This window comes from Rhizobium sp. C104, assembly GCF_022354505.1.
Taxonomy (GTDB): Bacteria; Pseudomonadota; Alphaproteobacteria; order Rhizobiales; family Rhizobiaceae; genus Rhizobium; species Rhizobium redzepovicii.
In genome coordinates, this window is record NZ_CP092353.1 from 23,974 (window position 1) to 49,565 (window position 25,592).

Genomic DNA, 25,592 nt, shown 5'->3' on the forward strand with positions numbered 1-25,592 from the left:
GGACACGCCGATGGGCGGTACTGTGAAGGGAACTACGCCGGCAAGCGCGCCTCGGCATAATGGTCGGCGGCCTCTTCCAGCACCTCTTCTGCCCACTGGTTCAGACTCTTTCCCGAAAGCTCAGCAGCAAGAGCTGCTCGGCGATGGACTTCGGGAGCGACACGAAACATCATCTTCCCAGAATAGGGTCGCTGAGGCTCTTTGCCGATTTTCCTGCAGGTCTCGAGGTAGTCATCGACTGCCTCATGGAAGGCTTTCTTGAGTTCAGTGACACTGTCACCGTGAAAGCCGATTACATCGGAGATACCTGCAATCCTGCCGAAAAACACATCGTCCTCAGCGTCGAATTCGATGCGAGCGTGATATCCGTTATAGGTCATGATGTTCATGGCGTTACTCCAATCTGCATCAGGAACTCGCGAGCATCGCGCACCTGATAACGCTTTGCTTCCTTGTCCGGATGAGGTCGATGGAAGCTCGCAATGATCTCGTCTTTTTCAAACTTAACGCGGGAACCGTTCCCCTCAATGACGTCGGCTCCGGCAGCCACAAGCAGATTCTCTATAGCGGCCCATTCAATGGTTCCCGAGACCGGGTCCGTGAAGACCGCCGCGAGAGTCTTTCTCTGCTTGCTGTTCATGCTAGCAAATATAGAGACGCTTGCTGATTATGCAAGCACAAACTCAACAGCCTCTTGAATTCATCCCAAAGGTCGTACCGGGGGGCGTGGTGGGGCAATAATCGCGGGTCGGCAGTTCGTATCCCTTCAAGGCGTCCATTGGGCACCCTCGCCCAACTCATTTCTATGGCTGCGGGATCTGCGACGAATGTCTGGCACCATGACTGCCGGCGGCAAAACACCTCCACCGATTCTGGCGACGTTCGAAGACGCGCTTGCGAAAAGCTCGGAGGAGGGGAAACGGACCTGGCTCTATGCGAGGAGCTTAGCGGAACCGATATCGTCAGCTTCAACCCCGGCACGGGAACACTGCGTCTCGACCACAATGCCGAAAAACGCACAGAATTTCATATTGCATTGCAACATGCGCATGGCTGCACTGCGATCTGAGCGCTGGCGGTCGGGGCAGCCTCTGGTATTTTCAGATCATCGAAGCGATGCACCTCCTCCCGCAAAGCTTCGTGTTTCAGGCGACCCATTCCTCCTCCCAAGGGGCGCCTGACGGAATAGCGGCACTCCTCCTCCCAGCCGTTGTTCAATTCTTTCGAAAAGCCTGCCGCACCTCCTCCCGCGGCAGGCTTTTTTCGTTTTCCGATACAATCAAGCTCTGAGTTCCGGCGTTAAAGCAAACCGCCCTGTTCCACCGGCTCTCCGGATGTCGAGACGATCGTGGATCCATACGGCTCGCGTGAGGAAATAATTAGCGCGTCGTCCGGTAGAGGCCGTGCGAGATTCTTGGCCTCATCCCAAGGCGCCCGCATCCAGGTGTCGGTCTCTTCCTTCGTCAGCAGCAGGACCGGCATGGCCTTCTCATGGATCGGCTCCACCAGTCTGTTGGGATCCGTGGTCAAAAACCCATAAAGGTCGTCGGTTGTCAGGCCATCCCTGACTTTTCGGACACTCTGCCATTGCGGCACATGGATGCCAGCGAAAAACATCAGCGACTTTTGCTCATCGCGGGCGAACCAGGCATTTGGCACCTTACCACCTTCCGCTTGGCTGGCCGGATCCGGTTCCGCGAAACTGGTGACCGGGACGAGACATCTATTTTCGACGCCGAACCATCGCTTCCTATGCGGAAAATTGAGCTTGCGCACATTGGTCGTGCCGCGGTCGGCCTCTATGCGGATCAGCTCTTCGAAATCGAATGGCTTGCCCTTGGCCGCAAGTCCGTGGCTTTGGCCGTCTTCTCGAGCGCGAAGCGCGGGGAGGGCAGTCCCCAGCGCGCATGGACCAGTTGTTTCTTCCCGTCCGCGGTATTGCGGACGATCGGCCCCATCTGATCGATTTCTCCCAATCCTTGGCGAGACGGCGGCAGCGTCCAAGCCAGGCGAAAGTCCTTTCCACCACCCATCTCTTGGGCAGGACGACGAAGCCCTTGGCGTGATCCGAACGCTTGACGATTTCGATCGTCCAGTCACCATGGCCGCACATTGCTCGCCTCAACTTGGCTCCGGCGTAGCCACCATCGGCGAAGATGTGGCGCAGCCACGGAAAACGGCGGCGGATCGCCTTGAGGACATGGGGTGCGCCGTCGCGATCCTGTATGTCGGCAGCATGGATGAACACGAAGATCAGAAATCCAAGCGTATAGGTGACAATCTGACGCTTGCGGCCCTTAATCTTCTTGCCTGCATCATAGCCGGATATTCCGCCGCTTTCCGTGGTCTTGACGCTTTGGCTGTCGATAATCCCTGCCGTCGGTTGCGCCTCCCGTCCCTCGATTTCCCGCGCCGCCATCACCAGAAGCTGGTTGATGCTCTGCCACAGTCCGATCGCGCGCCAAGCATAAAAATAACCGCGCACTGTCGAAACCGGCGGAAAATCGCCCGGCAGCATGCGCCATTGGCAGCCGCTCGAGGCGATATAGAGGATCGCCTCCACGACCGGGCGCATATTCGTCGTCCGACGCCGCCCGCCACGACGCGCTGGCGGGATCAGCGGTTTGATCAACGCCCATCCCCGGTCCTCCAAATCACTTGGAAAACGAAGCACGTCTCGGTTATGCCCACGGCGAGCGATAGCAGTCCAGCTCATCGAAACCCCATTTGATTTAGCACCAATAGGGAATCACAACTGCCTGTTTCGCTCAACTTCTTTTAAATCGGGCTCTAAGGCGTGAATTCACAAACGTTCAGGCCAAAGTGAAATGACGCACAATGCATCGGGTCAGTAAAGCAATCGAGCGCGTATCGTTCCCGGAATCTGGCGAACTTCATCAAGGATGTCATCCGCTCTCTGGCCAATGCTCTCGGCCTCAATCACCACATAACCCATCTCGCCGAAGGTCTGCAGGAATTCGCCGACGATATTCAGTCCGCGGGACGAAAAAATCATATTCAAACTGTTCAAGATCCCAGGGCGATTTTCATGAACATGGATGAAACGTGTGCCGTTCGGTCGCGGAGGCAGTTGAACCTGGGGAAAATTGACCGCGCCCAGCGTCGAACCGACGTCCGAATATTCGACGAGCTTCCTTGAGACTTCCCCTCCGATGCGCTCCTGGGCTTCTTCGGTTGAGCCGCCAATAAGTGGCGTCAGAATTACATTGTCCAAACCCTGTAGCGGCGTCTCGAAAAGTTCTTCATTGGATGCCGGCTCTTTCGGGAACACGTCCACAGCGGCGCCTGCGAGATGCCCTTCTTTCAAAACCGTCGCAAGCGCCTCAAGATCGACCACGGTCCCGCGGGAATTGTTGATAAAAACGGCTCCCTTCTTCATTCGGCGCAGTTCCGCTTCAGTGATCATGTTTCGCGTTGAACCGGTCTCTGGAACGTGCATCGTCACATAATCTGAGATTTCGAGCAGTGCCCCGAGCGTTTCCATCGATTCTGTATTGCCGTGCCGAAGCTTGTCCGAGGGATCGAAATAGCGCACGTTCATGCCCATACTTTCCGCAAGAACGCCAAGCTGCGAGCCGATATTGCCATAGCCAACGATTCCCAGCGTTTTACCGCGCACCTCACGACTGCCGACGGCAGATTTTTCCCATCCGCGTTCATGAGCCGAGGCCGAACGCGGGAAGATCCGCCTGGTCAGCATGATGATCTCACCGATCACAAGCTCGGCCACCGAGCGCGTATTTGAATAGGGTGCGTTGAACACGGGTATCCCACGTCGGCGGGCCGCATCCAGATCGACCTGATTTGTCCCCACAGAAAAACAGCCGACGGCCATGAGCTTCTTAGCCGATCTGAAAACTTCCTCTGTCAGATGTGTGCGTGAGCGAATTCCCACAATGTGCTTCGGCTATATGACTTTTGAGATCCTTGTCATCCAGAGCCTTCGGCAGATGCGTGAGATTGACGTAGCCGGATGACGAAAAATAGTCCACCGCGCTCTGACTGATGCCTTCAAGCAGAAGTACGGAAATCCGGTCGCGCGGAAGCGAAAGAGGTCGGGACATTGGATTGCTCTCGATTTTGAATCATTAATATACCGACAATGTGACTGAATCCTGTTGCCCTGTCTGTGAGCTTTTGTGGCCTCATCTAAAAAACCCGTATTCGGAGATCATCGCTCAGGGCCTGTCCCATCATCCACCTCTCCGCTGTGGATGTTGAATCAGCTTCGACCGGCCCCGTCACCTCACAATCGATTCATCAATCGCAGGACATGCTCTAGCAAATGATGTAGATCTTTGGGCAATGCGGAACTGTCCGCTGGCGAGCCATATGTTCAACCCCCGAAGTCGGTTATGATGTGCAATTGTCCGTGGATCTGACATAGACAAAGCGCCGTAGATCTGGCCGTCGCCGCTATTGTGATGTCCCTCGGCTCCTCGTTCTCAATACGTGAGTTCCGGCACAAGCAACTGAAGGGGTGGCGACAAACAACTTTCGCTGTTGCTGAGGATCAGGATACGATACCGCCAGCTGCGACCAATGCTTCCATTGTGTCGACATCGTGCAATGCTGAGGGACCGATATCGACTTCTACGACCGGCAGATTGGAGCCTCGGATAATATTTCGTGCTCCAAGGTCGCCCTTAAGATTGGCGACCTCGCCCAGGAGAGACCTGGGAAGGATCACTGGATTCCCGCGAACGCTCCCGCAGGTCGCGACAATAATCGGTCGACAACGATGAGCAAAGAAAGCCTCAATAAGCGAGTTTATGTCAGCTGTTGAAACCCACGGCATGTCGGCCAGCATGACCAGCGTTCCTTGCGCCGATCGCACGTATGTCGCCACCTACGGACTTGGTGTCACCGGCGAGTTCGTCGCTCTGATTAATGCAACGTCTAGGTTGGTTGACCTTCCTCCCCAAGAGCGCGAGCGCCAGCGGTGCTGCAGGTCTTCCCAGACGGAGCCCCACCGGCGCCTTGAGGCTAAGGCGTGAGCGTCAGTGCCAGTTGCCGTGGGGTGTTTATGCGGTCACGCCGCACCTGATGACAAGATTATTGTGTGAGTACCTGCAGACCTTCTTTCTGGCTTATCGCCTGCGATCGGATCGCCGTTTCTTATGGGTCCGAAGCTTTCAATATTAGACCTGATGCCTTATCTATAGTGTGAACCATCATCAATTCGGCCTCGTCCGATGAACAATTTTATAAAGCTGCCCATGAACATTGCGTCCTCACCCGATGTTGAAAAACCCTTGTTAATGCAGCGGCAATCATCGGTTCGTCGAACCATGGAAATTGTTTTCGAGACCTGGAACTTCTTGATTCTTCGAGAAGCCTATTTCGGTGTGCGTCGGTTCGACAAATTTCAAGAGCGTTTGGGATTTCCACGGCAAACGCTTTCGTCCCGACTCTGTGGCAAATGAGATCCTCAGCACCGGCAAGCGGCCCAACGAGCCGGGGCAACAGTATTTTCTAACCCTCCGAGGTAAAGATCTTTTTCCGACGATGCTTTCGCTCATGGAGTTCGGCGACAAGTGGTTGACAGGGGGCAACGAAGCCCCGCTACAGTTGATTCATAAAAGTTGTGGGTGTGAATGCCATCCCATCACTGTCTGCTGCGAGTGTCTCGAACCTTTCACGGCTAAAGAAGTTGCGCCTCGCGACGGACCGGGCGCGGGGTATGCTCCGGTCGAGACGCGCCCGACATCTCGCAGAAGCTCAGATTCGACACTTTTGGAAAGAGTGCGGCCGTGCTCCGTCGCGCGGACGCTCGCGATCATTGGCGATCGTTGGAGCTTCCTCATTCTGAGAGAAGGCTGGTTCGGTGTTCGCCGCTTCGAGGAAATGCGGGAGAATCTCGGCATTGCGACCAACATTCTCGCGGACCGTCTCTCCCGGCTCGTACAGGCAGGGTATTGCGCAAAGTTCCCTATAATGCGGGCGTACGCTTCGAGTATCGCTTTACGGAAATCGGCCTCGATCTGTACAAGCCCATGCTCGTCATGATGGCTTGGGGAGACAGGTGGCTCTCAGATGGCAAGCCACCGATGCGGCTTCGGCATAAGGGCTGCGGGCAGGATTTTTCCGCCATTTTGGTCTGCTCCGAGTGCAAGAAGCCCATCTCCTCCAAGGACACCGACTATATCCTGAGGTACCCATTTGACCTTTGAAGGGTCTCTTGTCCCATAGGGATTTCCAAAAACGCGATGTTCGGGGTCAATCCGGCGCATCGGGGAACAGTCTCTTATGGCGAAGCATCTGGAAAATGCGCTCTGGAGTAACTGGCAGCGTTCTACCGACACGCCGAGGTGAGAAAGCGCGTCCGAGACGGCGTTTGCGATCGCCGCCGGCGCGCCGATCGTGCCGCCTTCGCCCATGCCGCGAAAGCCGCCGATATTATTCGGCAGATTTGCTTCGGTATGGACGATACCGCCAGCTCAGCCTCGATCAGTTCGTCGAAGGCCTGACTGGTCGCGGAAAGATCTTCCAGCCGATCGCTGATGTACTTGATTGGCCGCTTCAGCTTTCGAGCCAGCGCGCAGACAAGAATTTCTTCGCCGTAGAGCGACCCCTTGCCGCCGAAGCTGCCTCCCACATCGGGGGCCACGACGCGCATGCGTGTTCCTGGGAGGTCGAGGCAGGCCGAAAGCACATCGCGGATCACGCCCGGAATATTGGAGGACGTGTAGCGTGAGCGATTGTTTCCGGCTCTCCCATTCGGCGAGATAGGACCGGTTCTCCATGGCAGCCGCGGTCTTCCGCGTCATCCGGAACTTGCCTTTCACGGTGACCGCTGCATCCTTGGAACGCCGCGTCGACGTCGCCACGCTTGAACTCGCGGCGGATGATCGTGTTGGTGCCTGCCTCCTCATGCAGGAGGGGTGCATCGTCCTTGACCGCATTGATAGCGAAGGGCAGTGGCTCGTACTTGATACTGATATGTTCAAGCGCGCCTTCCGCCGCGTACCGGCTTTCCGCCACAATGGCGACGACCGGCTCGCCTACATATCGAACCTTCCCGCGTGCAAGTGGCCATATGGGGGTGGCGTAATAACCAGGCATACGCGAGGTCGGTATGGCAGGTTTGATCTCTCCTTCCAGGTCGCTCGCGTCATAGATCGCGACGACGCCGGGCATCGAGAACGCATCGCCGACATCGATGTTCAGGATTCGGGCATGTGGCTGGTCGGAGCGCCGCAATGCGATATGCAACATACCGGCCGGCGCCATGTCATCGACATACTGACCAACACCCGTCAGCAGACGTGGATCTTCGGTGCGCTTGACCCGCTTGCCGACAAGTTTGGGCCGCAGCTCGACGGAGTGGTCCTGATGGCTCATTCGTAGAACTCCGTACCCTTTCGCAACCCTTGCCACTGCGCGTCGTCGTGGCCGGAAATGATGGTAGCTCCCCGCTCCCGAAGAGCTTTCAGGCGAGCGAGTGCCTCTGCGGCCAGCTCGATGTTCCAAGTATTTCTTGGAGCGATACCGGTGTCGACGTTCGCCTGGAGCGGCGCAGCATCTGAAGCGAGGATGAAAGAACCATCCTTTTCCAGCTCGACACGGGCGACGGTCATCCCGGGGGTATGACCCGGCATGGGCAGTAAGACGATGCGCCCGTCGCCAAAGACGTCATGCTCCGCGTTGAAGGTCTGGAAACCCTGGGGCTGGTCCCATTCTCCTCGAAGATAGCCTAGATTTTCTGCACCGTTTGCCGTTGCTGCCTTCGCCTCCGCTTCGTGGCAGAAGATCGTCGCGCGCCGAAAGTACGAGTTGCAGCCGCAATGATCGGGATGCAGATGTGAACAGATCACCACATCTATGTCCTCCGGATCGAGAGCAAGAGTCTTCAACTGATGAACGACCGTCTGCTCAGGTGAAAAGATCGGGGTCATAACCTTGCTTAACCCGCCCCATCGCGCGCCTGGATCGATGGCGGCCTCCGGACTGCATCCGCTGTCGAACAGCGCGTTGCCTTGGGGATGGCGCACCAGGGTGGCGTGAACCGGCAACTCGATCGCTTCTTCCTTCGGTGCCCCGGGGACGTAGATGGACCGGCGCATACGGAGCCGGCCGCCTTCAAGAAAATGCATCTTCATCTCAGAGGTCCTCTCTCCCTAGCCAGTTCGCGGACGGCATTGACGATGTTTTCATATCCCGTACAGCGACAGATGTTCCCCGACAGCGCTTCCCTGATCTCCTCATCGGTTTCCAGCGGGTGGTGGCGAAGAAGGTCGGTGATCGCCATGATGAAACCGGGCGTACAGAATCCGCATTGCAGGCCATGATGCTGGCGGAACGCTTCTTGGATTCGCCCGAGTTTATCGACGCTTCCCTGGCCCTCGATGGTTTCGATTTCGCTCCCGTCCGCCTGCACTGCAAGCGTCAGACAGGAGCGTGCGCTCCTTCCATCGAGAATGACCGTGCAGGCACCACAAACGCCATGTTCGCACCCGACGTGGGTTCCGGTCAGGCAAAGGTCCTGGCGCAGGAAGTCGCTCAGCAGCATTCGTGCTTCAATCGTGCGCGTCGTACACACTCCGTTGACGCTGACGGTGATCGTCTTATCACTCATCTTGCTTGAAGCCTTTCGTGGTTCGCACGGCTCCAGGCGGCGCGAAGGGCTCGTTTGGCGAGGACGCCGGAGAGATGTCTACGATAATCTGCAGAGGCATGGATATCGGTGTTGGGGGTGAGAATTCGCGCTAGGCGAACCGCCACCATATCGAGAACCGGCTCGGACACATCCGTCCCCTCGATGATGTCCTCGATCTCTTCGAGCCGCAGCGGGGTTTCACCAACGCCCATCATGCCAACGCGAACGTCAGACGCCCTGATAGGAATGTCAAGCAATGCGATTTCGCCACTCGAGGGCGGCAACACCCAACCGTCAGGTGAGGAGATGGCATCGTAAACTAACGGAAATTGGATTTCGATGTCCGATCACGGGCTATGACACACACCGTGATCCGCTTTACCGTCGCATCGCTTTCCCGCCGAGGTGATCGCTCATGCCGTTTGGCTGTATTTCCGCTTTCCTCTCAGCCTACGGATGGTCGAGGACATGCTGGCAGCCCGCGGGATCATTGTCTCGCATCAAACGATCCGACCGTGGGCGGAGAAGTTCGGCCGAGCCTTCGCCAACGACATACGCCGTCGTTCGGTCGGAGCGCTTGGTGACAAATAGCACCTGGACGAGGTGGTCGTCACCATTCGCGGCAGAAGGTACTGGCTCTGGCGTGCCGTTGACCAAGACGGCTTCGTTCTGGACGTTCTCGTGCAAAGCCGCCGAAATGCAAAGGCGGCAAAGCGCCTGATGCGCAAGCTTTTGAAAGACCAGGGACAGCCGCCACGGGTGATGATTACCGACAAGCTTCGATCCTACGCCGCCGCGAAGCGAGATGTCATGCCTGGCATCGAGCACCGCTCGCATAAGGGCCTCAACAATCGGGCGGAGAATTCTCACCAGCCAACCCGGCGACGGGAGCGGACCATGAAACGCTTCAAGTCGCAGCGACAATTACAGCGTTTCGTCTCCATCCATGACCCGGTTGCCAACCTCTTTCATATCCCTCGCCACGACATTCCCTCCAGCCATCATCGCGAACTGCGAGATGCAGCGATGAACTTATGGTCGGAAATGGCTCGCGTCTGAGTGAAAACCCAGGCCATCGTGATAATCCGTCGCCAATCGCGATTAAGTTTACAATGCCCTTCGACTTGTTGACCGGGTCGCCGATCAAGCTCTTCCTGTGAAGCCGATCCGTCGTTGCCCAGTCGAAGCCCTTCCAGGCACAACGCTCGTTATGCAGCGTCAGCCATAACAGCGCCAGAACGGCATCGTCGATCTTGTCCTCATCGATCTCCATGAACCGACGTTACCACGCGCGGCGCCCAAAATCCCGCGGCCCTGCTCGGATGGATACGATCTCTCTGAGCAGTTGGAGGTTCTCGCCGGTCATGGTGGCGACGTCTTCGATCGTGCAGATATGCATCGAACGAGCCATCAGGCGGCCTTTTGCGCAGTGGAGACCGTCGGGAGCATATTCCACGGCAACAGGTCTTCAAGCCTATCTACCGGTGAATCTTTGATCTGGGTTAGGACGTCCGTGAGGTAGCTCTCGGGGTTGCGGCCATGCAGTTTGTCCGTTCAATGATGGTCAAGATATTAGCGTTGCGCTATCCCGTTCGTAATTTGCATGGTGTAAGTCTTCACTCCCGATGCTCGTTCTCGGGCCGCGCCGCGCAAGGCGCGGCCCGTCTTTCGGGTTTCTCAACCCGGTAAATTGCTACTCGGATTGATTGATTATTACGAGATTATATGCAACCTTCGGTACGATCGCCGACGGTCGGCGCACATCAGGAGGAAAAACCATGATCCGTACTACTGCAGTTGCAGCACTTGTGTTTGCTGTAGCAACCTCAGCTCTTGCTTTCGATGCAAGCAACTTCAAGGATTTTTCAAGCATCGCATCGGCTTCCAGCAGTTGGCAGAACCAGTCCGGCTCGACGATGATCATTCAAGTCGACTCGTTCGGAAATGTCTCCGGCCAATATGTAAACAGAGCCCAGGGCACCGGATGCCAGAACTCGCCCTATCCGCTAACAGGAAGGGTAAACGGGACGTTCATCGCATTTTCGGTCGGCTGGAACAATTCGACGGAGAACTGCAATTCCGCAACCGGATGGACCGGCTACGCACAGGTCAACGGCAACAACACTGAGATAGTTACGAGCTGGAACCTCGCTTACGAAGGCGGCTCCGGACCGGCCATTGAGCAAGGACAAGACACTTTCCAGTACGTGCCGACGACTGAGAACAAAAGCCTCTTGAAGGACTAAACTCCTCTGCCCTGCCGGCGCTGGCCCGTCGGAGATTGTGGAGCAAGAATTCATCGAATATGGCCAAAGGCTTAGACGAAGCTGCTTTCCCTGCCGAATAAAAGCGCCGCGTGCTCGTCCGCGCGGCGCAAATCCTATTTGATGAGTTCAATGCGGCCAAAACGGCAAGCTTTCCGGACAAAAGTGAGCATCCGAGGATGCGCCGCCTTGAGCGCGTAGGATGAATCTGTCGTTTTGTCGCTATGGACAGGCATATGGACAGTTTTCGGACACCGGTGAGCCGGCTTGAAATCATCGACCCAGGGCGTCGGCGGCGCTTTACCGCCGCGGCCAAGCTCAAAATTCTCGAGGAAGGCTTTTCCGGCGATGGTCGCCAGGTTTCCGCGACGGCGCAGAAGCATGGGGTTTCCCGCGCACAACTGTACCGCTGGCGGCAGTTGGCGCAGGCCGGCAATCTTGGCAGCAATCGGATCGAGGGCTTTGTGCCCGCGCTGATCACACCGGACGTGCCTACGCCCGTGTCGGCTCCATCGACTCCGGTAGTGGGTAGCCGTCGCATGGAGGTGCGGAGCGCAAACGGCCGGCGCGTCCTTGTCGACCGTGACGTCGACGTCGATGCGCTGCTGCGAATCCTGCGCGGGCTGGAGACACTGCGATGATCCCGATCCCGACAGGCGTCCGGGTTTGGTTGGCGACGGGCAATGCGGATATGCGATGTGGGTTCCCGTCCCGGCGCTACGGGTGCAGGAGGTGCTGAAGCACGACCCGCTGGGCGGTCATCTGTTCTGCTTCAGGGGCAAACGCGGCGATCTGATCAAGGTCGTTTGGCACGATGGCCAGGGGGCCTGCCTGTTCACGAAAAAACTGGAGCGAGGAAGGTTTATCTGGCCTTCCGCCGAAGGTGGGGCGGTGGCAATCTCGTCGGCGCAGCTTTCCTATCTGCTGTCCGGAATTGACTCACGCGCACCGCAGGAAACCTGGCGCCCCAGCCGGGTCTGACTGCATTTTTGCACTGAGATTGTTGAGAAATCTAATTCAATGTCGTTATGACATTGCCGCCGCTTACCCTGCCATCGGACCTTGCCAGCGCTCATGCGGCGCTGCTGGCCGAACGTGCTGCGCGGCTGCAAGCTAGCTGAGGCAAGCGGCCAACGCGAAGGCGCGGCTGTCGAGCATTGAGGCGCTGAACGTGCATTTGCAGTTGCTGATCGGCAAGCTGGAGCGCGAGAAGCACGGGCCGCGCCGCGAGCGCACGCAGCGGCTGATCGATCAGTTGGAATTGCAGCTCGAAGAGCTCGGTGGCGTCGGCCGCCGAGGACGAACTGAGCGCCCAAGAGGCCGCGGCAAGAACGCAGTCCGTGCGCGCCTTCGCCCGCAAGCGTCCAGTGCGCAAGCCGTGGCCCGAAGACGTCGAGCGCGCACGCATCGTCATCGAAGCGCCGACGGCATGTGCCTGCTGTGGCGGCTCGCGGGTGTCGAAGCTGGGCGAGGACGTGACGGAAACGCTGGAGGAGATCCCGCGCCGATTCAAGGTGATCGAGACGGTGCGCGAGAAATTTACCTGCCGCGATTGCGAGGCGATCAGTCAGGCTCCCGCACCGTTCCATGCGACGCCCGCGCGGCTTCATCGGCCCTCAGTTGCTGGCGACGATCGTGTTCGACAAGTTCGGGCAGCACATCCCGCTGAACCGCCAGAGCACGCGGTTCAAATGTGAGGCATCGGTCTGTCGACCCAGACCCTGGCCGATCAGGTCGGGCACGTCACCTTCGCCCTCAAGCCGGTCTTCGACCTGATCAAGGCGCATGTGTTCCAGGCCGAGCGGCTTCACGGTGACGACACGACGATCCCGATCCTGGCCAAGGGCCAATGCACCACCGGGCGAATATGGGTTTACGTGCGTGACCATCAGCCGTTCGCCGGCCCTACGCCTCCAGCGATCGGCGCGGCGAGCACCCGCAAGGGCATCTGGCCGACTTCAGCGGCATTCTTCAGGCTGATTGCTACAACGGCTTTAATCCGCTGTTCGACCGGACGAGGAAGCAGATGCCGGCTACGCCCGCGTTCTGCTTTGCCCATGCGCGCCGGAAGTTCTTCGAGCTGGCCGATGTCGCTCGCAACGCTCGGCGCGGTAAAGGGTGCCAAGCCGATCTCCCCGGTAGCCCTCGAGCGCGACATAAACGGCCTGAGCGCGGCCGAGCGGCTTGCGGTCCGGCAGGAGAAGAGCAAGCTGCTACTGGGCGATATGGAGGAATGGTTGCGCACCGAGCGGGCCAGCCTATCGCGCTCATCGCCGGTGGCCGGACCGATCGACTATATGCTGTCGCGCTGGGCTGACTTTGCCCGCTATGCCGACGACGGCAGAACCTGCATGACGACGGATGGTGTCGAGAAGAGTGAATCTTCACTCTCTCGCTGCATGCAGTGGCTTTTCTTTCCAAGCCGCCACCTTCCGCTCGTAGGCTCTTTCAGCGCGTTCGACATATTGCGCTTCGCGATCGCGGATCTCTTTGATCGGCATCGTAAACTTAATCGCGATTGGCGACGGATTATCACGATGGCCTGGGTTTCCACTCAGACGCGAGCCATTTCCGACCATAAGTTCATCGCTGCATCTCGCAGTTCGCGATGATGGCTGGAGGGAATGTCGTGGCGAGGGATATGAAAGAGGTTGGCAACCGGGTCATGGATGGAGACGAAACGCTGTAATTGTCGCTGCGACTTGAAGCGTTTCATGGTCCGCTCCCGTCGCCGGGTTGGCTGGTGAGAATTCTCCGCCCGATTGTTGAGGCCCTTATGCGAGCGGTGCTCGATGCCAGGCATGACATCTCGCTTCGCGGCGGCGTAGGATCGAAGCTTGTCGGTAATCATCACCCGTGGCGGCTGTCCCTGGTCTTTCAAAAGCTTGCGCATCAGGCGCTTTGCCGCCTTTGCATTTCGGCGGCTTTGCACGAGAACGTCCAGAACGAAGCCGTCTTGGTCAACGGCACGCCAGAGCCAGTACCTTCTGCCGCGAATGGTGACGGGCGGTGACGGCGCCATGCACCGCAGAAATGGTGCATGCGATCGCCGTGAATAGGGCGCTGCTCGGAAACGCGGACAAAGCGGCAGCTTGGCTCGCCTTGGGGGAGCAGGCCGACTTCGTGCAACACTTTTGCGGCATTCGAATTACCTTGGTCAAGGCTTGGCTGGATATCCTCGCGGTAGACGGAATAGCCTCCGGTGTGCGATTTGTGGAGATCGAGGACGCCATCTTTAATATACAGGCGCCTGAGTTGCAGATAGAGATGTTGGAACTCCTTTGCACGTGCGGAGGTTAGGGGCATCTATGCACCTGCGCGGATCAAGAGCTGGAACGATTATTTCCGGTCGGTCAGACCATTGATGCTCTGCCCTAAGTTCCGGCGGGATTTCTGGCTCGGATTGAGCCGTGTGAAACACGAGGCCACCCGACTCGACCTTGATGCGGGAGCGCGAGCCCGCCTGCTGCAACGGTCCACGTGGGCGAAGGATTGGGGGAACCGAGCCGTCGAGCGAAGAGATTGTTTCCGGAGGGATCCGCAATGAAAGCGCTGGTGACCGGATTCGACGCGTTTGCCGGGCTTCCGTTTAACCCATCCGAAGAGATTTTGAAAAGCCTAAGACGGCATCCCCCAAACGACCTGTTCGATCTGATCGAGTTTTCGGTCCTTCCAACTTCATACGCGGGAGTCGACAACTGGCTCGAGCGAAGCCTCGATCTCGCCCTGGACGCAGATCTAATCCTAATGCTTGGCCTGTCTGTGTCGACAGATAGGCTTAAGCTTGAGCGCTTTGCCATCAACGTAGCCGATTGTGGCGTAGCGGACAATCGCGGCGAGGTTCGCAGTGGAGTCGCGATTGTCGATGGCGGCCCCCGCGCATACGGGACCTCTGTCAATCTTGAACGTGTCGGAGCGCAGCTGGCGGTGGCTGGTATCCCCTATTGCGTGTCGAACAACGCGGGCTACTACGTCTGTAACTATATCTATTACCGCGTACTTAGACGCTTAGACGAAGTGGCGTCGACCGCGAAGGCCCTGTTTGTCCATATACCTTGGGCTTATCCCGTGACGATACAGGAGCATTTCGATTTGCCGCAACGGGACAGGCATCTAGCAGCCATCGGAAAATTACTGCTGGCATGCCGGATGTATCTAGATGAGTGCTGAACTGCACGGCTGTGGTTCGGCGTTGACGGATGACCCCCGTGGTTCACGTGGGAGGCGCAGGCGATCAGATCTTGGACCACCGCAACGGGAACTTGCACCCCGCGCATGGGCGGAGGCGGGACGGCAGGGAAAACTCGTCATCCATTTTGTGCCCAGCAGTGACCGACGCCCGCAGTGAGATAGGATTAGCAGCATACCGCCGGACGCCAATACCCTCCTGTGGGTCGGCGATCACTGCCTGAAGACATACGACCGCGTCAACGTGATCGTTGCCGGCAAGCAGCCGGAGTCCCAGTACCTTACGATCGACGAGGCGGTGAAGCATTGTGAAGAGGGCATTGGCGTCTGGGACTGGGCAAGCTTCGAAAACAATACAATCGCGCCGGACGTCGTGATGGCATGTGCGGGCGACGTGCCGACTATGGAGACCTCGCGGCCGTCATGCTGCTGCACGCGGCGGTACCAGATCTCAAGATAAGGACGGTCAACGTCGTCGATCTACTCGCGCTGCAAGGTCCGAAGGTGCATCCTCATGGCCTCGATGATGCACGGTTCGATAGTATCTTTACGCAGGACAGGCCGGTCATCTTCGCCTACCACGGCTATCCCTATCTCATCCACCGGTTGACGTACCGGCGCACCAATCACGGCAACATCCACGTGCGCGGGTTCGTGGAGGAGGGAACTACGACGACGCCGTTCGACATGACCGTATTGAACGAGCTGGACAGGTATCATCTCGCTCTCGAGGCGATCGCGCGAGTGCCCGATCTCGCCGAGAAGGTGCCAGATGTGGTGGCAGACCTGCATGCAAAGCTCGACGAGCACCGGGCGTTCGTGCGGGAGCGTGGAGAAGACATGCCGGAAATCCAGAATTGGCGCTGGGCACGCTCCTCCTAGCGCCACCGATGACCGGATTTGGGTAGCGACTGCCACCGCATACTGCCGCAGCCACGCTGGCACGCAGGAGAGAGGATTCGAGTGCGAGGTGGCAACCTCGCTCGACTTGGGGTGTCCCAACGGCAAGCGCAGCCTTTGCAGCGTCAGCTTCAGCCTGTTTCGAGTCGTTTTCGCTCTGCAGACGATGCGATCCCAAAACGTCGTAGAGAATGATCGCCGGATCATGCTGCAGCCGTCAACGAGAGGCAGCTAAGGGTGAAGCCCGGTCCCATCGCCGTCAGGACAGTTCTCCTGGGTAGTCCTTGCGCAAGAAGCTTCTCGAGTACGAACAGCGCGGTTGGCGAGGACATGTTCCCATAGTCCGAGAGCACCTCACGTTCCTGGTCGAGGGTTCCCTGGCTTAGTTTAAGCGCCGATTCCAAGGCTCCGGGGTGGCACGCAAACCGGTCAACGTCGGCAGGAGTAAGATCTGATCGGGCGAGTATGGACGTTACGCCCTTCAGCACATGAGTTTCGGCGAACGATGGTATCGCACGGTCGAAGATCACGCCCAGACCCTCCGGATCGACGCTCCATCCCATGATGTCTAGCGTGTCGGGCCACGTATGCTTGGCCTGCAAGTTCGACCTCGGCCAGACCGGTCTCACTGGCACGCACCACGCAGGCGGCGGCCCCGTCGCCGAAGAGGGCGGTCGCCACGATGTTCGCCTTCGTAAGCTTGTCCATATGCCAACGTGCAGGTCTCGGCGGCGACCACCAGAACGACTGAGCCTGGCCGGGATGCCGCCAGCCGTGACGCGATTGAAAGCGCAGAGACTCCGCCGGCACAGCCGAGGCCAAACACGGGAACCCGTTCGACATCGTCCCGGAAGCCCAGCTCGCCGCTTACCCTCGCTTCCAGACTAGGTGTCGCAATACCAGTCGAGGAGACGGTTACGATCGTGTCGGCATCGCCTGCTGCAAGGCCCGCCGACGCGAGAGCCTTGCTGGCGGCGGCGACGAACATTGCACTCGCGCCCTCGATGTGAGCGAGGTTTCGTTCGGGCCATCCCGACGTCTCGAGATACCACTCGATCGGCCGGACGGCATAGCGGCGCCGAATTCCCGAGGTTTCGAACACCCTTGCCAGCTTTTCGAAATCGCCAAATCGCGATGAGAACGCGGCGTGCGAGGCTCGCGCCGCGTCACGCTGGTCGATGACATGTGGCGGAACGGCGGTACCGACGGATACCAGCTTGACGGAATGCTGCATAAGACTCCTTGCGACGGCGCGGGAAGAATTTGGTACGCCGCGCGAGGACGAGACCGAACCGTACGCCTTGATCCTCAATAAGGTTGCAATGCGGGCGAGCCTGACGCCGCACTTCGTCGGAAGGCTTCAGAGACGACGACGCGCGAAGAATGCCTCCCGCGGCTTCGTGTCTGCCTTGATCCACGTCAATGCGCTCAACGTGTGCTTCAGGTTGAAACCGAACGAGTAATCGCTGCGACGTGAAAAGGGGCCATCCGCTTATCGAGTGGATCGCGCTCTATGCCGATGGCACGGAGCCGGCTTTCTGCCGTCTCCGCCGATCCCGGTGACGATCGCTTGTCCAGCGGTCGCTGACGCGCCTGGCGACGAGGCCCGTTCCGGGCCGCTTCCGTCTGTTTCGCCCCATGACATCGCCGCCCAGGCCCGTCAAGCGGCCCGTGAAGCCGGTCCATCTTCCGCGCCAGTCCGCAGAGCGGACCCGAGAAGATCTCCCGCCTTCCGCGCCACGCCGCTTGACAGTCCCGTTCGCCACCGCGGGGCGGGCTTTCGCCCTCCCCTTCTGTCCGGGGGAATGTCAGAGGCCATTCCCCCGGAAAGACCGGGGAGGCTTCGCCCGAGGGGGCTTGCCCTTCGGGGTGGCAACGGGAAATCTTGGAGACAGACAATGAGCATCGCGGGCCCGCGGATATTGCCATCGAGGAAATCGTCGAAGTCAGCTTGATCGAGGAGCGCACGAAACTGTCCGGCGATGAAATTTTGAACGTCGTTGTCGGCCGCCGTGACCTCGGCAAGGAGCTCCTCCCTGCCGTCGACAATAAGGAGGATGTCTTCAGCGTCACGGGTCATGATCAAGTCGCCGTTTCCCCTTCCGGCATAGGCTTCGAGCTTCGTCGCAAGAAACATTGGCGGCGTCAGGATCCGGATCGTGAGGTCTTCCGAGAGCTGGTAATGCTGTGCCGTCTCGATTCCACTCGCATACCATCGATTTCCGAATCCGAGGATAGCCGGATCATCCGGCATGACGTCGACCGTGAGCTTGCCGAGACGCATGCGGCAGATCACCGCCTCGTCAGCGGCCTCCATGAAGCCCAGTTGTCGAAGCTCTTCCTGGAGCTGTGCCCAGGCAGGAAGGCCCGCCAGGTCAACGATCAGGTCGATGTCATCTGTGGCACGCACATCCTCGAGCGTGACCGGATCAGTGATGAATAGCGCGGTCGTGCATCCGCCAACGAAGACCAGGCGCGAGCGGGTCTTCGCCAAGGGCCGAGGCAACGGCTTTCATCATTTCCAGCAGTTGAGCGCGGATCGCTGTCATTTGCTCATGATCCTTGACTTGAGGTGGTCGGTCGCGAGACCAACTTCCCGCTGGTTCCCGAGCCGGATCGCATCGACCAACGCGAGGTACTCGTAGAGTGCGTCGTCCTTCAGGACTGCGTCCGGCACGGTCTTGAAGAGCGGCTCCACCGCCTGCCCCATCTCCCTTCCGTTGGCATAGGGCCAAACGTAGTTGTACGTCCCGCCGCTGATCAGGAGTTCCGTGAGCATAGGTGCGGCGAAGGCAGTCGGTATGCCGCGCTGCATCGGTCCAACTTGGGCGGGGAAGACGAACTTTAGCCCGGTGGTAATGAAGCCGAACAGGTTCCTTCGGCTTGGCCGAGGCTCGTTCCTGCTGTTGTCTTTTCGCGCGATGCCTGATGCGACACTACGCTTGATCGACTGCGCTATTTCGGTCTTGCTGATCCCGAGTTGCGCTTCTAGGTTCCGAACGGAATATGGATCTCCCCCACGGATTCCGATCGCAACCGATCGATGCCCTTGGTGAGTTCCTGATCTTGCAGGCTTACCAGCTTCAGCAGGACGACGATATCTTGGCTCTTCATAATAGTGTCCTCTGTCCTAGGACTGAGGACACTTAGCCTAAAGCAATTGGTCCTGTCAAATCTGTGGACATCGCCCTTAGGGTTGATCGTCTGGAGCAAAGAGCTCGATGTACCTCACAGTAAGTGCTTGGGCGATTTGGTAGATGATGATGATCGAGGGGTTTCCGAATTGATCAAGACCAGATTTCCAGCCGAAGCAAAGGCGCCTGGCCAATCTCTCGCCGGCACCGCCCCAAATAATATCTAAAATCGCGGGAAAAGCGGAATGGCATTAGCTCGAGATAACGCATACATTTCGCGAGAAACCTAAGGGAAACCCTGACCAGCTTTCGGCTTTCACTGAGGTGATTGCCACCGCTGTTATGACATGATGAAACAAAGGTTGGATGACGACCCCACATGTCGAAACTAGAGAATCATATAATCTCGACACAAGCTGTTCTATCAAGATCTCATTTTGCCAAATCACGGTTCAACGGTTCGATTCCCATCAAGGCGAGGGATGAGTTGGGTATGCCGCTCCGAATAGTCCCATTTGTCACATCACTGAAAAACTTCTGACCTAACGAGGCTTTCCGGGCCTCCGCTCAGGGTGCGGCCGTCGATCAGGAGTGACGAAATCATGTTGGAACGTGTTGGCAGCGAATCGAAAGAGGTCGAAACCCTGGTCGTGGACCTCGGCCAGAAAGACGTGACCGGCCGTTCTGCATCGGCAAAAACCATCGACGCCAGCGAAATACGCAAGATCGCGCCGAGCGGCAACGGGCAGGCACTCGACATCTCCGCTGCGCGGGGCTTCGTCGGGTTTACGCCGAGCAAACGCGGCGGCGCCGCGATCCTGGTCGATGCAAAGGTGAGCACGCCCGAAACCGACCCGGGCACCGATCTCAAGATCGACCTCGACGGTTTTCTCGCCGCTGCCCTCCAGCAATCTCGCCAGCTATTCGTTCAACGACGTCATGGCGGCGATCATGATCGGCACCGGGCTGGCCGGCAAGGGCATTGCCGCCAACGGCTCAGGCGACGGACGCTTCTTCGCCGGCAGCGGCGGCGACGCCTGGATCGCCGAGCGCATGTTCGCCACCAAGGATAATGGCTGGAGCAAGACCATCCAAAGTCTCGATCTGCCTTATATCGACAGCGACTATCTGACATCCAGCCTCAAGAAGATGGACCTTGTCATGTCGGGTTCGGATGCCATCGAGCCGGTCGTGGAGCGCCCGATCGACGAGAAAGACATCCTGGAAAGCAAGGTGCTGCGCGGTTACGCTCCGTCGACCGCCTATGAGCCGACGCTGAAGAAGCTCGACGAACTCAAATACGGCATTCTCGGCGACGCCGTGAAGGACGTGAACCGGGATTTCGTGGCGCCCCACAATATGGACCACCTCGACCAGCTGGCGCCGGAACAGAAGGCAACGCTGCTCTACGATCTCATCGAGATCAAACAGCAGTTCAACGGCTATATGAACCAGTATGGCGACAGCGTGCCCGATGGCGAGCGCGTCGGCAAGGACCTCGACGCGCGGATCGAAAAGCTGACGGCTGATCCCGCGACGCAGCAGCATCTCTCAGATATCTTCGCAAGCGGCATGAAGGAATATCTGCAGCAACCGGAGAATTCCGATCTGCTCACCAACATCGAAGACGCCTATCTGATCGATATCGGCGGCGGCAAGGCGATCGACCGGGCGCTGAGCGCCGGCAAGAGCTTCGAAGATGCCCTGAAGGATTATTATTCCGAACTCAACACGCTCGTCGATCTCCTGCCCCAGGATTATATCGACGCGCATCTCGACGCCGCGAACGTCACCTTCTCAAACATCATCAAGGAACATTATATCGGCGACGGCCAGGGTGTCGATCTCGAGCAGTTGCTGTCGGGTCCGGATGACACATTTGTGCCCGGCGCAACGAATGACGCCATCAGCCAGTTGGCAAACACCTTCGCCGAGGATTTCATCAGCAAAAACGGCCCGGCAGATGGCGGCGAAACGCTGAAACAGAATCTGGCGCAGGACATAGCACGCGACGTTGACGGCGTTCTGCGCATGGTGCGCGGCGGCATGAAGCTCGACGCCGCGGTCGCCTCCTTCAAGGATTCGCTCGACCTGCCGCGCCAAACTCGCACACCTGCTGGCATCGATGCCGAAGTGTACAAGGCCGGCCTCGTCCATGCGGTCCAGATGCTCAGCATGTCGAGCGTGCTGGTGGCGCGCGGCCTCGGTGTGGGCGGCAAGTGGACGCCGGCCGATATCGCCGCTGCGGTCGGCTCGGCGACGCAGATCGTTGGCATGACGATGGAGGGTCTCGGCAAGAACCTCGACGTTGCCGGCAAGCCGTTCAGCGCCTTCGGCAATCAGCCGGGCAGCTGGGGCAAGGGGATCTCCATGAGCTTCTCGCCGAAGACGATGGAAGCGGCGGGCAAGATTCTCGGTGCCGCCGGCGGCCTCGCCATGGCCGGCCTCGGCTTCTATCTGGCGTCGCGGACGATGAAGACCGGCGACCGCGCCAAGGGCGCGCTCGAAATCATCGGCGGCATTGCCGGTACCGGCAACGCGCTTATCGGTTTCTCCGAAGCGATGCTTTATCTGACCAATGTCATGTCCCGCGCCTTTTCCGGACTCGAAACGGTGGCGCCGGAAGTGGTGACCATCTTCAGCAACGCCGCCAAAGCCGGCCTTGCGGCGGCCGGACTGGTCACCGGCCTCGTTGCCTCGGCCGTCGGGCTGGCACTTGGCCTGTGGGATATGGCCAATGGCGTGAAGAAGCTCGACAAGATGGAAAAGCAGCTGAACGAGAAGCTTGAGCGCTACACCGGCGAGTCCGTGCATCTCGAATTCCGGCCGGATCCGTCATTCATCTGGTAAAGGCATAGTCGGCGGCAACGATGACCGCCACCCCGGAAAAGCCTGGGAAATGCCCTGCGAGCCTCGGTAAAAATGTGATTTGATCTCCCCGCGCGAGGTCGCTGCATTTATGCAACCGCGATGTCGCGATCGGGCTTGAATTATCGCGCAAAGGTCGATCTTATGCCTAACGTAAGGTAAACGACCTCATCCGCGAAAAGCGGACAAGAAAATCAAAGGGAACGCATGTCATCCATCGCACCAGCATCTTCGGATATCGATACGGTTTCATTTCTCAGGCTAAACGCCAATTCCGATCCGAAGTCCGAAAATTCGACAAGCCAGGACAAGACCGCGAGCACGGTCAAGAAGGCATCGCCTTTTAGCTCTGACGGGACGACGACGGCAGGCCTGACGATTCTCTCCTCCACATCGGCGCAGACGAGTAGCCCGAAGTTCGTTGCGCAGGCCGCGACGTCAAATGGCGATTCCAGCCCTACCGCACCGATCCAGCCGGTCATCGATCTCCTGTTCAATTCCGATTTCATGAGCGAGATCAATCAGGGCTTCATGGAAGGGCTGAAGGACAAGGACAAGTCCTTCGAGAGCATCGACGTCGTCAAAAACCCTCAGAATTACACCGCCGAGCAGAAACTGATCATGTATCTCGATCTGCTTCAGACTAAGGCGACCTTCGGCAAATACAAGGACAGCCTCGGCGACAACCAGCGCGGCATCTACAACGACCAGGAGATCCTGAAGGATCTCGACAAGTCGATTGCAATCCTGGGCTCGGACGCCGACGTCAACTCACAGATGACGGAGAAGGCGCTGAAGGCCCTCAAGCTGATCTTCTCCGGTTATCGCGTCGCGCCGGCCGATACCAACAAGGACGCTTTCGAGATCATCAACGACACGATCACCCGTGACGAGAAGATGAAGGACCTGCGTACGAAGGTCGAGGATGCCTTTGAGCGCGACATCGTCAATGGCGGCCTGCTGAATGACGGCCTGAAATCCGGCAAGGACGTCACCACCATTCTCAAGGAATATAATGCCGCCCTCGGCTTCTATTCCATGGTGCTTCCCGACGATTTCGTAAAGCAGCGCTCGGCGATTGCCGACAAGACCTATGCCGAATTTTTCGACAAGAACGTGCTGCCGACGATCTCCGATCCGACGACGGCGCTCGATGGCCTGATCCGCATGGGACTGGCCGGCAACAAGACCGAGCGGGAGCTGAAGGGGCTCGGCTCCATCCTGCCGGTTGTGGATTTCGACCAGTCGCTCGGGCTCGGCGGCAGTCTGTTCCCCGATCTCAAGATCGACCTCGACGGTTTGAAGAAGGTTGCCGCTTCCGAATTCGGCAGCACCGTGCCCAACAACATCACCCACCTGTTCAACCCGACCATCCAGGCGATGGCCAACCAGTTTCACGGGGAGACAGCCCCGAGGTGCGCGATCAGTTCAAGGCCGATGTGAAGGCGCTTCTCGGCCCGCTGCTCGACAAGATCGGGGCCGGAGAAATCGGAGTCGGCGATCTTGCCGGCAATCTGGAGCGCATCACCTCGCAGCTGGCCGCCCCCGGTGGCAAGGAGGTCTGGGGCTACCGCCATGCGGTGCAGACCGCGCTCGAAGGGCTCGTCATGGGCGCCAGCCTTGTCTCGAAGATGTCGGCCAATGCTGAGTGGGACAAGAGCGTCTCGCCGCTGCCCTCCAGCAATCTCGCCAGCTATTCGTTCAACGACGTCATGGCGGCGATCATGATCGGCACCGGGCTGGCCGGCAAGGGCATTGCCGCCAACGGCTCAGGCGACGGACGCTTCTTCGCCGGTAGCGGCGGCGACGCCTGGATCGCCGAGCGCATGTTCGCCACCAAGGATAACGGCTGGAGCAAGACCATCCAGAATCTCGATCTGCCCTATATCGACAGCGAATATCTGACATCCAGCCTGAAGGACATGGGACTTTCCATGTCGGGGCTGATGAAGACGCTGATGCCCGGAACGGATGTGATCGATCCGATCATCGTCGACGGCAAGACCGCCGAAGAGGCGATCAAGAAGATCATCGCTCCGAGCCTTGATGCGCTGGCGGAAACACTGTTCAAGGGCAATGCCGAGGCCATGGCGCAATACAAGACCAATTTCACGACGATCTTCACCGCGCTTTGGGCGACGATGCGCCCGGGCGGCAGCGTCGAAACCATCAAGGCCGACCTTGCCAAGCTGATCGACAAGACTGCGACGGCAGTGCCAGCGGGGGTCGATCCGGTCAAATACAAGGCGGCGCTCTCTTCCGGCGTGATGTCGGTGCTCACCGCCTCCCGGTCCATCTATGCCGGCCTCAACATGACGAGCCCGACCTGGGACAGCATCGGCATCGTCGTTCTGCACGCCCTTGGTGCGCTGGCGCATATGGGCAGTGCGCTCGGCTCGGCGATCAAAGCCTCGAATTTTTCGCTGCTGGATGGGATCGGCTCGCTCGTCGGCGTCTCCGACGAACTGGCGCGGGCGCAACGCAGCGTGCTCTCCGCCTTTTTCAAGAATACCGGGACGACGGTCGGCGCCGTTGCCGGGGTCGCCTGGCTGCCGGTGGAATATTACCAGTTCCTGCAAGGGCTCACGAGCGGCAAGGGCGACCCGGTCGATCTCATTTTCATGGGTATCGGAACGGTAGCGGACACGGTCGGCGCGATCGAAGGCATTGCAGGCGTTGCCAACATGCTGGTGAACTCCACCTTCCTCGGGCGCACGGGTGCAACGGTTGCCCTGGTCTCCGGCGCCTTCTCGCTCGGTTTTGCCGTTGCTTGCGCGGTGTCCTGGGCGGCCTGGTCAGGCTTTACCATCTACCAGAGCATCAAGCAGGAAAAGGCCTTCCACAAGCAGACCGACATGATGAACGACATGCTCAAGCGCACGGTCAACGACACGGTCGGCATCTACGCCAAGACCGGCCCGATCGTCGGCGCCAAGGGCGGCGTCACCCCCGCGCCCCGCGACCCGGAACAGCGCGAGCTTACGCCTGAGAACTGGGACGCGATCACCGCCGATGTCGAGAAGCGCCGCGGTACGGCGGTGGGCTGATCCGGGACGCGTTCGCAACACCAAATATCTGAGTGTTCACAGGCCCGTTGGCGTAGAGGCGGTCGGGCCTGTGAACATTCGAACAAATTTAAGTATAAACTTCATGCGCAATCTGGATATCTGCTGCGTTTTATGGACAAAACGTTCCATTTTAATATAAAGATCGCTAAATTTATCATAGCCGACTGTACGTTCTGGAAATTAACCATCGGTTAAGTTTAAACAATTGACCAGCCGTTTTTTTATCCATATCAAATCATGCATTCATTTTGATAAATTCCTTGATGGAAGTGCTCATATGGCCGTAGATGCGGTGAATTCCGACCTGAACTTGGCGCCTGCAGACCCTGTCTCGGTGGAGCTGACGACTGATAAGACGGGTTCCACAGGCACCACCGGCAGCACGACGAAAAAGGTCGATCCGAACAGCGAGAGCGAGGTTCTCTCCGCTGCCGTGGACGCATTTCTGCCGGGCATGATTTCCAACACCCTGATGCTGAACAATTCGCTTTTCAATTTCGCCAAGGAGGCGATCGACGAAGGCAGCGACGAGTAGCGTTCCTGTTCATCG

15 protein-coding genes and 14 pseudogenes are annotated in these 25,592 nt (G+C 58.5%); 11 read left to right on the top strand and 18 right to left on the bottom strand.

Annotated elements, in window-relative coordinates; all coding sequences use genetic code 11:
- Positions 1-32: 32 nt before the first annotated feature.
- The 6 genes and pseudogenes from MF410_RS32185 to MF410_RS32210 form a co-directional block, all read right to left on the bottom strand.
- Complete coding sequence (locus MF410_RS32185; protein ID WP_096771484.1) at positions 33-389, bottom strand: type II toxin-antitoxin system HicB family antitoxin; 357 nt, start codon at positions 387-389, stop codon at positions 33-35.
- Entirely contained in the window at positions 386-640 is a 255-nt protein-coding gene (locus tag MF410_RS32190) for a type II toxin-antitoxin system HicA family toxin (RefSeq protein ID WP_096771483.1), read from the bottom strand. The genes MF410_RS32185 and MF410_RS32190 overlap by 4 nt, the downstream gene beginning before the upstream one ends.
- A 659-nt stretch (positions 641-1,299) precedes the next feature.
- Positions 1,300-1,964 (bottom strand): annotated as a pseudogene (locus tag MF410_RS32195) (SOS response-associated peptidase); the annotation flags it as partial.
- Positions 1,961-2,716 (bottom strand): annotated as a pseudogene (locus MF410_RS32200) (IS5 family transposase); the annotation flags it as partial. The pseudogenes MF410_RS32195 and MF410_RS32200, both read right to left, overlap by 4 nt.
- A 132-nt stretch (positions 2,717-2,848) precedes the next feature.
- A pseudogene (gene serA, locus MF410_RS32205) lies at positions 2,849-4,085 on the bottom strand (phosphoglycerate dehydrogenase).
- 449 nt (positions 4,086-4,534) lie between these two features.
- On the bottom strand, positions 4,535-4,870 hold the full coding sequence (locus MF410_RS32210; protein WP_345774744.1) for an NTP transferase domain-containing protein: 336 nt from the start codon (positions 4,868-4,870) through the stop codon (positions 4,535-4,537).
- A gap of 671 nt (positions 4,871-5,541) precedes the next feature.
- Between MF410_RS32210 and MF410_RS32215 the strand changes: the two are divergent.
- Positions 5,542-6,194 (top strand): annotated as a pseudogene (locus tag MF410_RS32215) (helix-turn-helix domain-containing protein).
- Between the two features lie 254 nt (positions 6,195-6,448).
- On the opposite strand, the pseudogene MF410_RS32225 reads toward MF410_RS32215, so the two are convergent.
- The 4 genes and pseudogenes from MF410_RS32225 to MF410_RS32240 all read right to left on the bottom strand — a co-directional run.
- Positions 6,449-7,365: pseudogene (locus tag MF410_RS32225) on the bottom strand (molybdopterin cofactor-binding domain-containing protein); the annotation flags it as partial.
- On the bottom strand, positions 7,362-8,123 hold the full coding sequence (locus MF410_RS32230) for an N-acyl homoserine lactonase family protein (protein WP_096771482.1): 762 nt from the start codon (positions 8,121-8,123) through the stop codon (positions 7,362-7,364). The gene MF410_RS32230 and the pseudogene MF410_RS32225, both read right to left, overlap by 4 nt.
- Positions 8,120-8,599, bottom strand: a complete 480-nt coding sequence (locus MF410_RS32235; protein WP_096771481.1) for a (2Fe-2S)-binding protein — start codon at positions 8,597-8,599, stop codon at positions 8,120-8,122. Before MF410_RS32235 ends, MF410_RS32230 begins: the two co-directional genes overlap by 4 nt.
- Positions 8,596-8,877: a hypothetical protein gene (locus MF410_RS32240; protein WP_239621115.1), complete on the bottom strand. Its 282-nt coding sequence runs from the start codon at positions 8,875-8,877 to the stop codon at positions 8,596-8,598. Before MF410_RS32240 ends, MF410_RS32235 begins: the two co-directional genes overlap by 4 nt.
- 89 nt (positions 8,878-8,966) lie before the next feature.
- Between MF410_RS32240 and MF410_RS32245 the strand changes: the two are divergent.
- Positions 8,967-9,679, top strand: a pseudogene (locus MF410_RS32245) (IS6 family transposase).
- A 58-nt stretch (positions 9,680-9,737) separates the two neighbouring features.
- Here the strand turns inward: MF410_RS32245 and MF410_RS32250 are convergent.
- Positions 9,738-9,893, bottom strand: a pseudogene (locus MF410_RS32250) (DUF6429 family protein); the annotation flags it as partial.
- Between the two features lie 505 nt (positions 9,894-10,398).
- Between MF410_RS32250 and MF410_RS32260 the strand changes: the two are divergent.
- From MF410_RS32260 to MF410_RS32275, 4 genes and pseudogenes are all read left to right on the top strand, one after another.
- Complete coding sequence (locus MF410_RS32260; protein ID WP_064842422.1) at positions 10,399-10,866, top strand: avidin/streptavidin family protein; 468 nt, start codon at positions 10,399-10,401, stop codon at positions 10,864-10,866.
- A gap of 254 nt (positions 10,867-11,120) precedes the next feature.
- Entirely contained in the window at positions 11,121-11,525 is a 405-nt protein-coding gene (locus MF410_RS32265) for a transposase (protein ID WP_037080141.1), read from the top strand.
- Positions 11,522-11,865, top strand: a pseudogene (tnpB, locus tag MF410_RS32270) (IS66 family insertion sequence element accessory protein TnpB). The gene MF410_RS32265 and the pseudogene tnpB overlap by 4 nt, the downstream one beginning before the upstream one ends.
- Positions 11,866-11,912: 47 nt before the next feature.
- A pseudogene (locus MF410_RS32275) lies at positions 11,913-13,262 on the top strand (IS66 family transposase); the annotation flags it as partial.
- A gap of 176 nt (positions 13,263-13,438) precedes the next feature.
- Here MF410_RS32275 and MF410_RS32280 read toward each other — a convergent pair.
- Together MF410_RS32280 and MF410_RS32285 are read right to left on the bottom strand one after the other, a co-directional pair.
- Positions 13,439-13,888 (bottom strand): annotated as a pseudogene (locus MF410_RS32280) (IS6 family transposase); the annotation flags it as partial.
- Entirely contained in the window at positions 13,777-14,190 is a 414-nt protein-coding gene (locus MF410_RS32285) for a hypothetical protein (protein WP_239621176.1), read from the bottom strand. The pseudogene MF410_RS32280 and the gene MF410_RS32285, both read right to left, overlap by 112 nt.
- 237 nt (positions 14,191-14,427) lie before the next feature.
- Here MF410_RS32285 and MF410_RS32290 point away from each other — a divergent pair, with 237 nt between their 5' ends.
- Positions 14,428-15,054 (top strand): pyroglutamyl-peptidase I, encoded by a 627-nt coding sequence (locus MF410_RS32290; RefSeq protein WP_096771919.1) that lies wholly within the window; start codon positions 14,428-14,430, stop codon positions 15,052-15,054.
- A gap of 316 nt (positions 15,055-15,370) precedes the next feature.
- Positions 15,371-15,954 (top strand): annotated as a pseudogene (locus tag MF410_RS32295) (hypothetical protein).
- Positions 15,955-16,175: 221 nt separating this feature from the next.
- On the opposite strand, the pseudogene MF410_RS32300 reads toward MF410_RS32295, so the two are convergent.
- The 4 genes and pseudogenes from MF410_RS32300 to MF410_RS36690 form a co-directional block, all read right to left on the bottom strand.
- A pseudogene (locus MF410_RS32300) lies at positions 16,176-17,206 on the bottom strand (type III polyketide synthase).
- 426 nt (positions 17,207-17,632) lie between these two features.
- Positions 17,633-18,466 (bottom strand): hypothetical protein, encoded by an 834-nt coding sequence (locus tag MF410_RS32305; RefSeq protein WP_342588543.1) that lies wholly within the window; start codon positions 18,464-18,466, stop codon positions 17,633-17,635.
- Between the two features lie 51 nt (positions 18,467-18,517).
- Positions 18,518-18,787, bottom strand: coding sequence for a hypothetical protein (locus tag MF410_RS32310; RefSeq protein ID WP_239621116.1), 270 nt, complete (start codon positions 18,785-18,787; stop codon positions 18,518-18,520).
- 173 nt (positions 18,788-18,960) lie between these two features.
- Positions 18,961-19,086, bottom strand: a complete 126-nt coding sequence (locus MF410_RS36690; protein ID WP_275593054.1) for a hypothetical protein — start codon at positions 19,084-19,086, stop codon at positions 18,961-18,963.
- A 622-nt stretch (positions 19,087-19,708) separates the two neighbouring features.
- Between MF410_RS36690 and MF410_RS32315 the strand changes: the two are divergent.
- Positions 19,709-21,956: pseudogene (locus MF410_RS32315) on the top strand (hypothetical protein).
- 212 nt (positions 21,957-22,168) lie between these two features.
- Here the strand turns inward: MF410_RS32315 and MF410_RS32320 are convergent.
- Entirely contained in the window at positions 22,169-22,456 is a 288-nt protein-coding gene (locus MF410_RS32320) for a hypothetical protein (RefSeq protein ID WP_239621120.1), read from the bottom strand.
- A 556-nt stretch (positions 22,457-23,012) separates the two neighbouring features.
- Between MF410_RS32320 and MF410_RS32330 the strand changes: the two are divergent.
- Both MF410_RS32330 and MF410_RS32335 read left to right on the top strand, forming a co-directional pair.
- A pseudogene (locus MF410_RS32330) lies at positions 23,013-25,021 on the top strand (hypothetical protein).
- 298 nt (positions 25,022-25,319) lie between these two features.
- Positions 25,320-25,577: a hypothetical protein gene (locus tag MF410_RS32335; RefSeq protein WP_088396736.1), complete on the top strand. Its 258-nt coding sequence runs from the start codon at positions 25,320-25,322 to the stop codon at positions 25,575-25,577.
- Positions 25,578-25,592 lie beyond the last annotated feature (15 nt).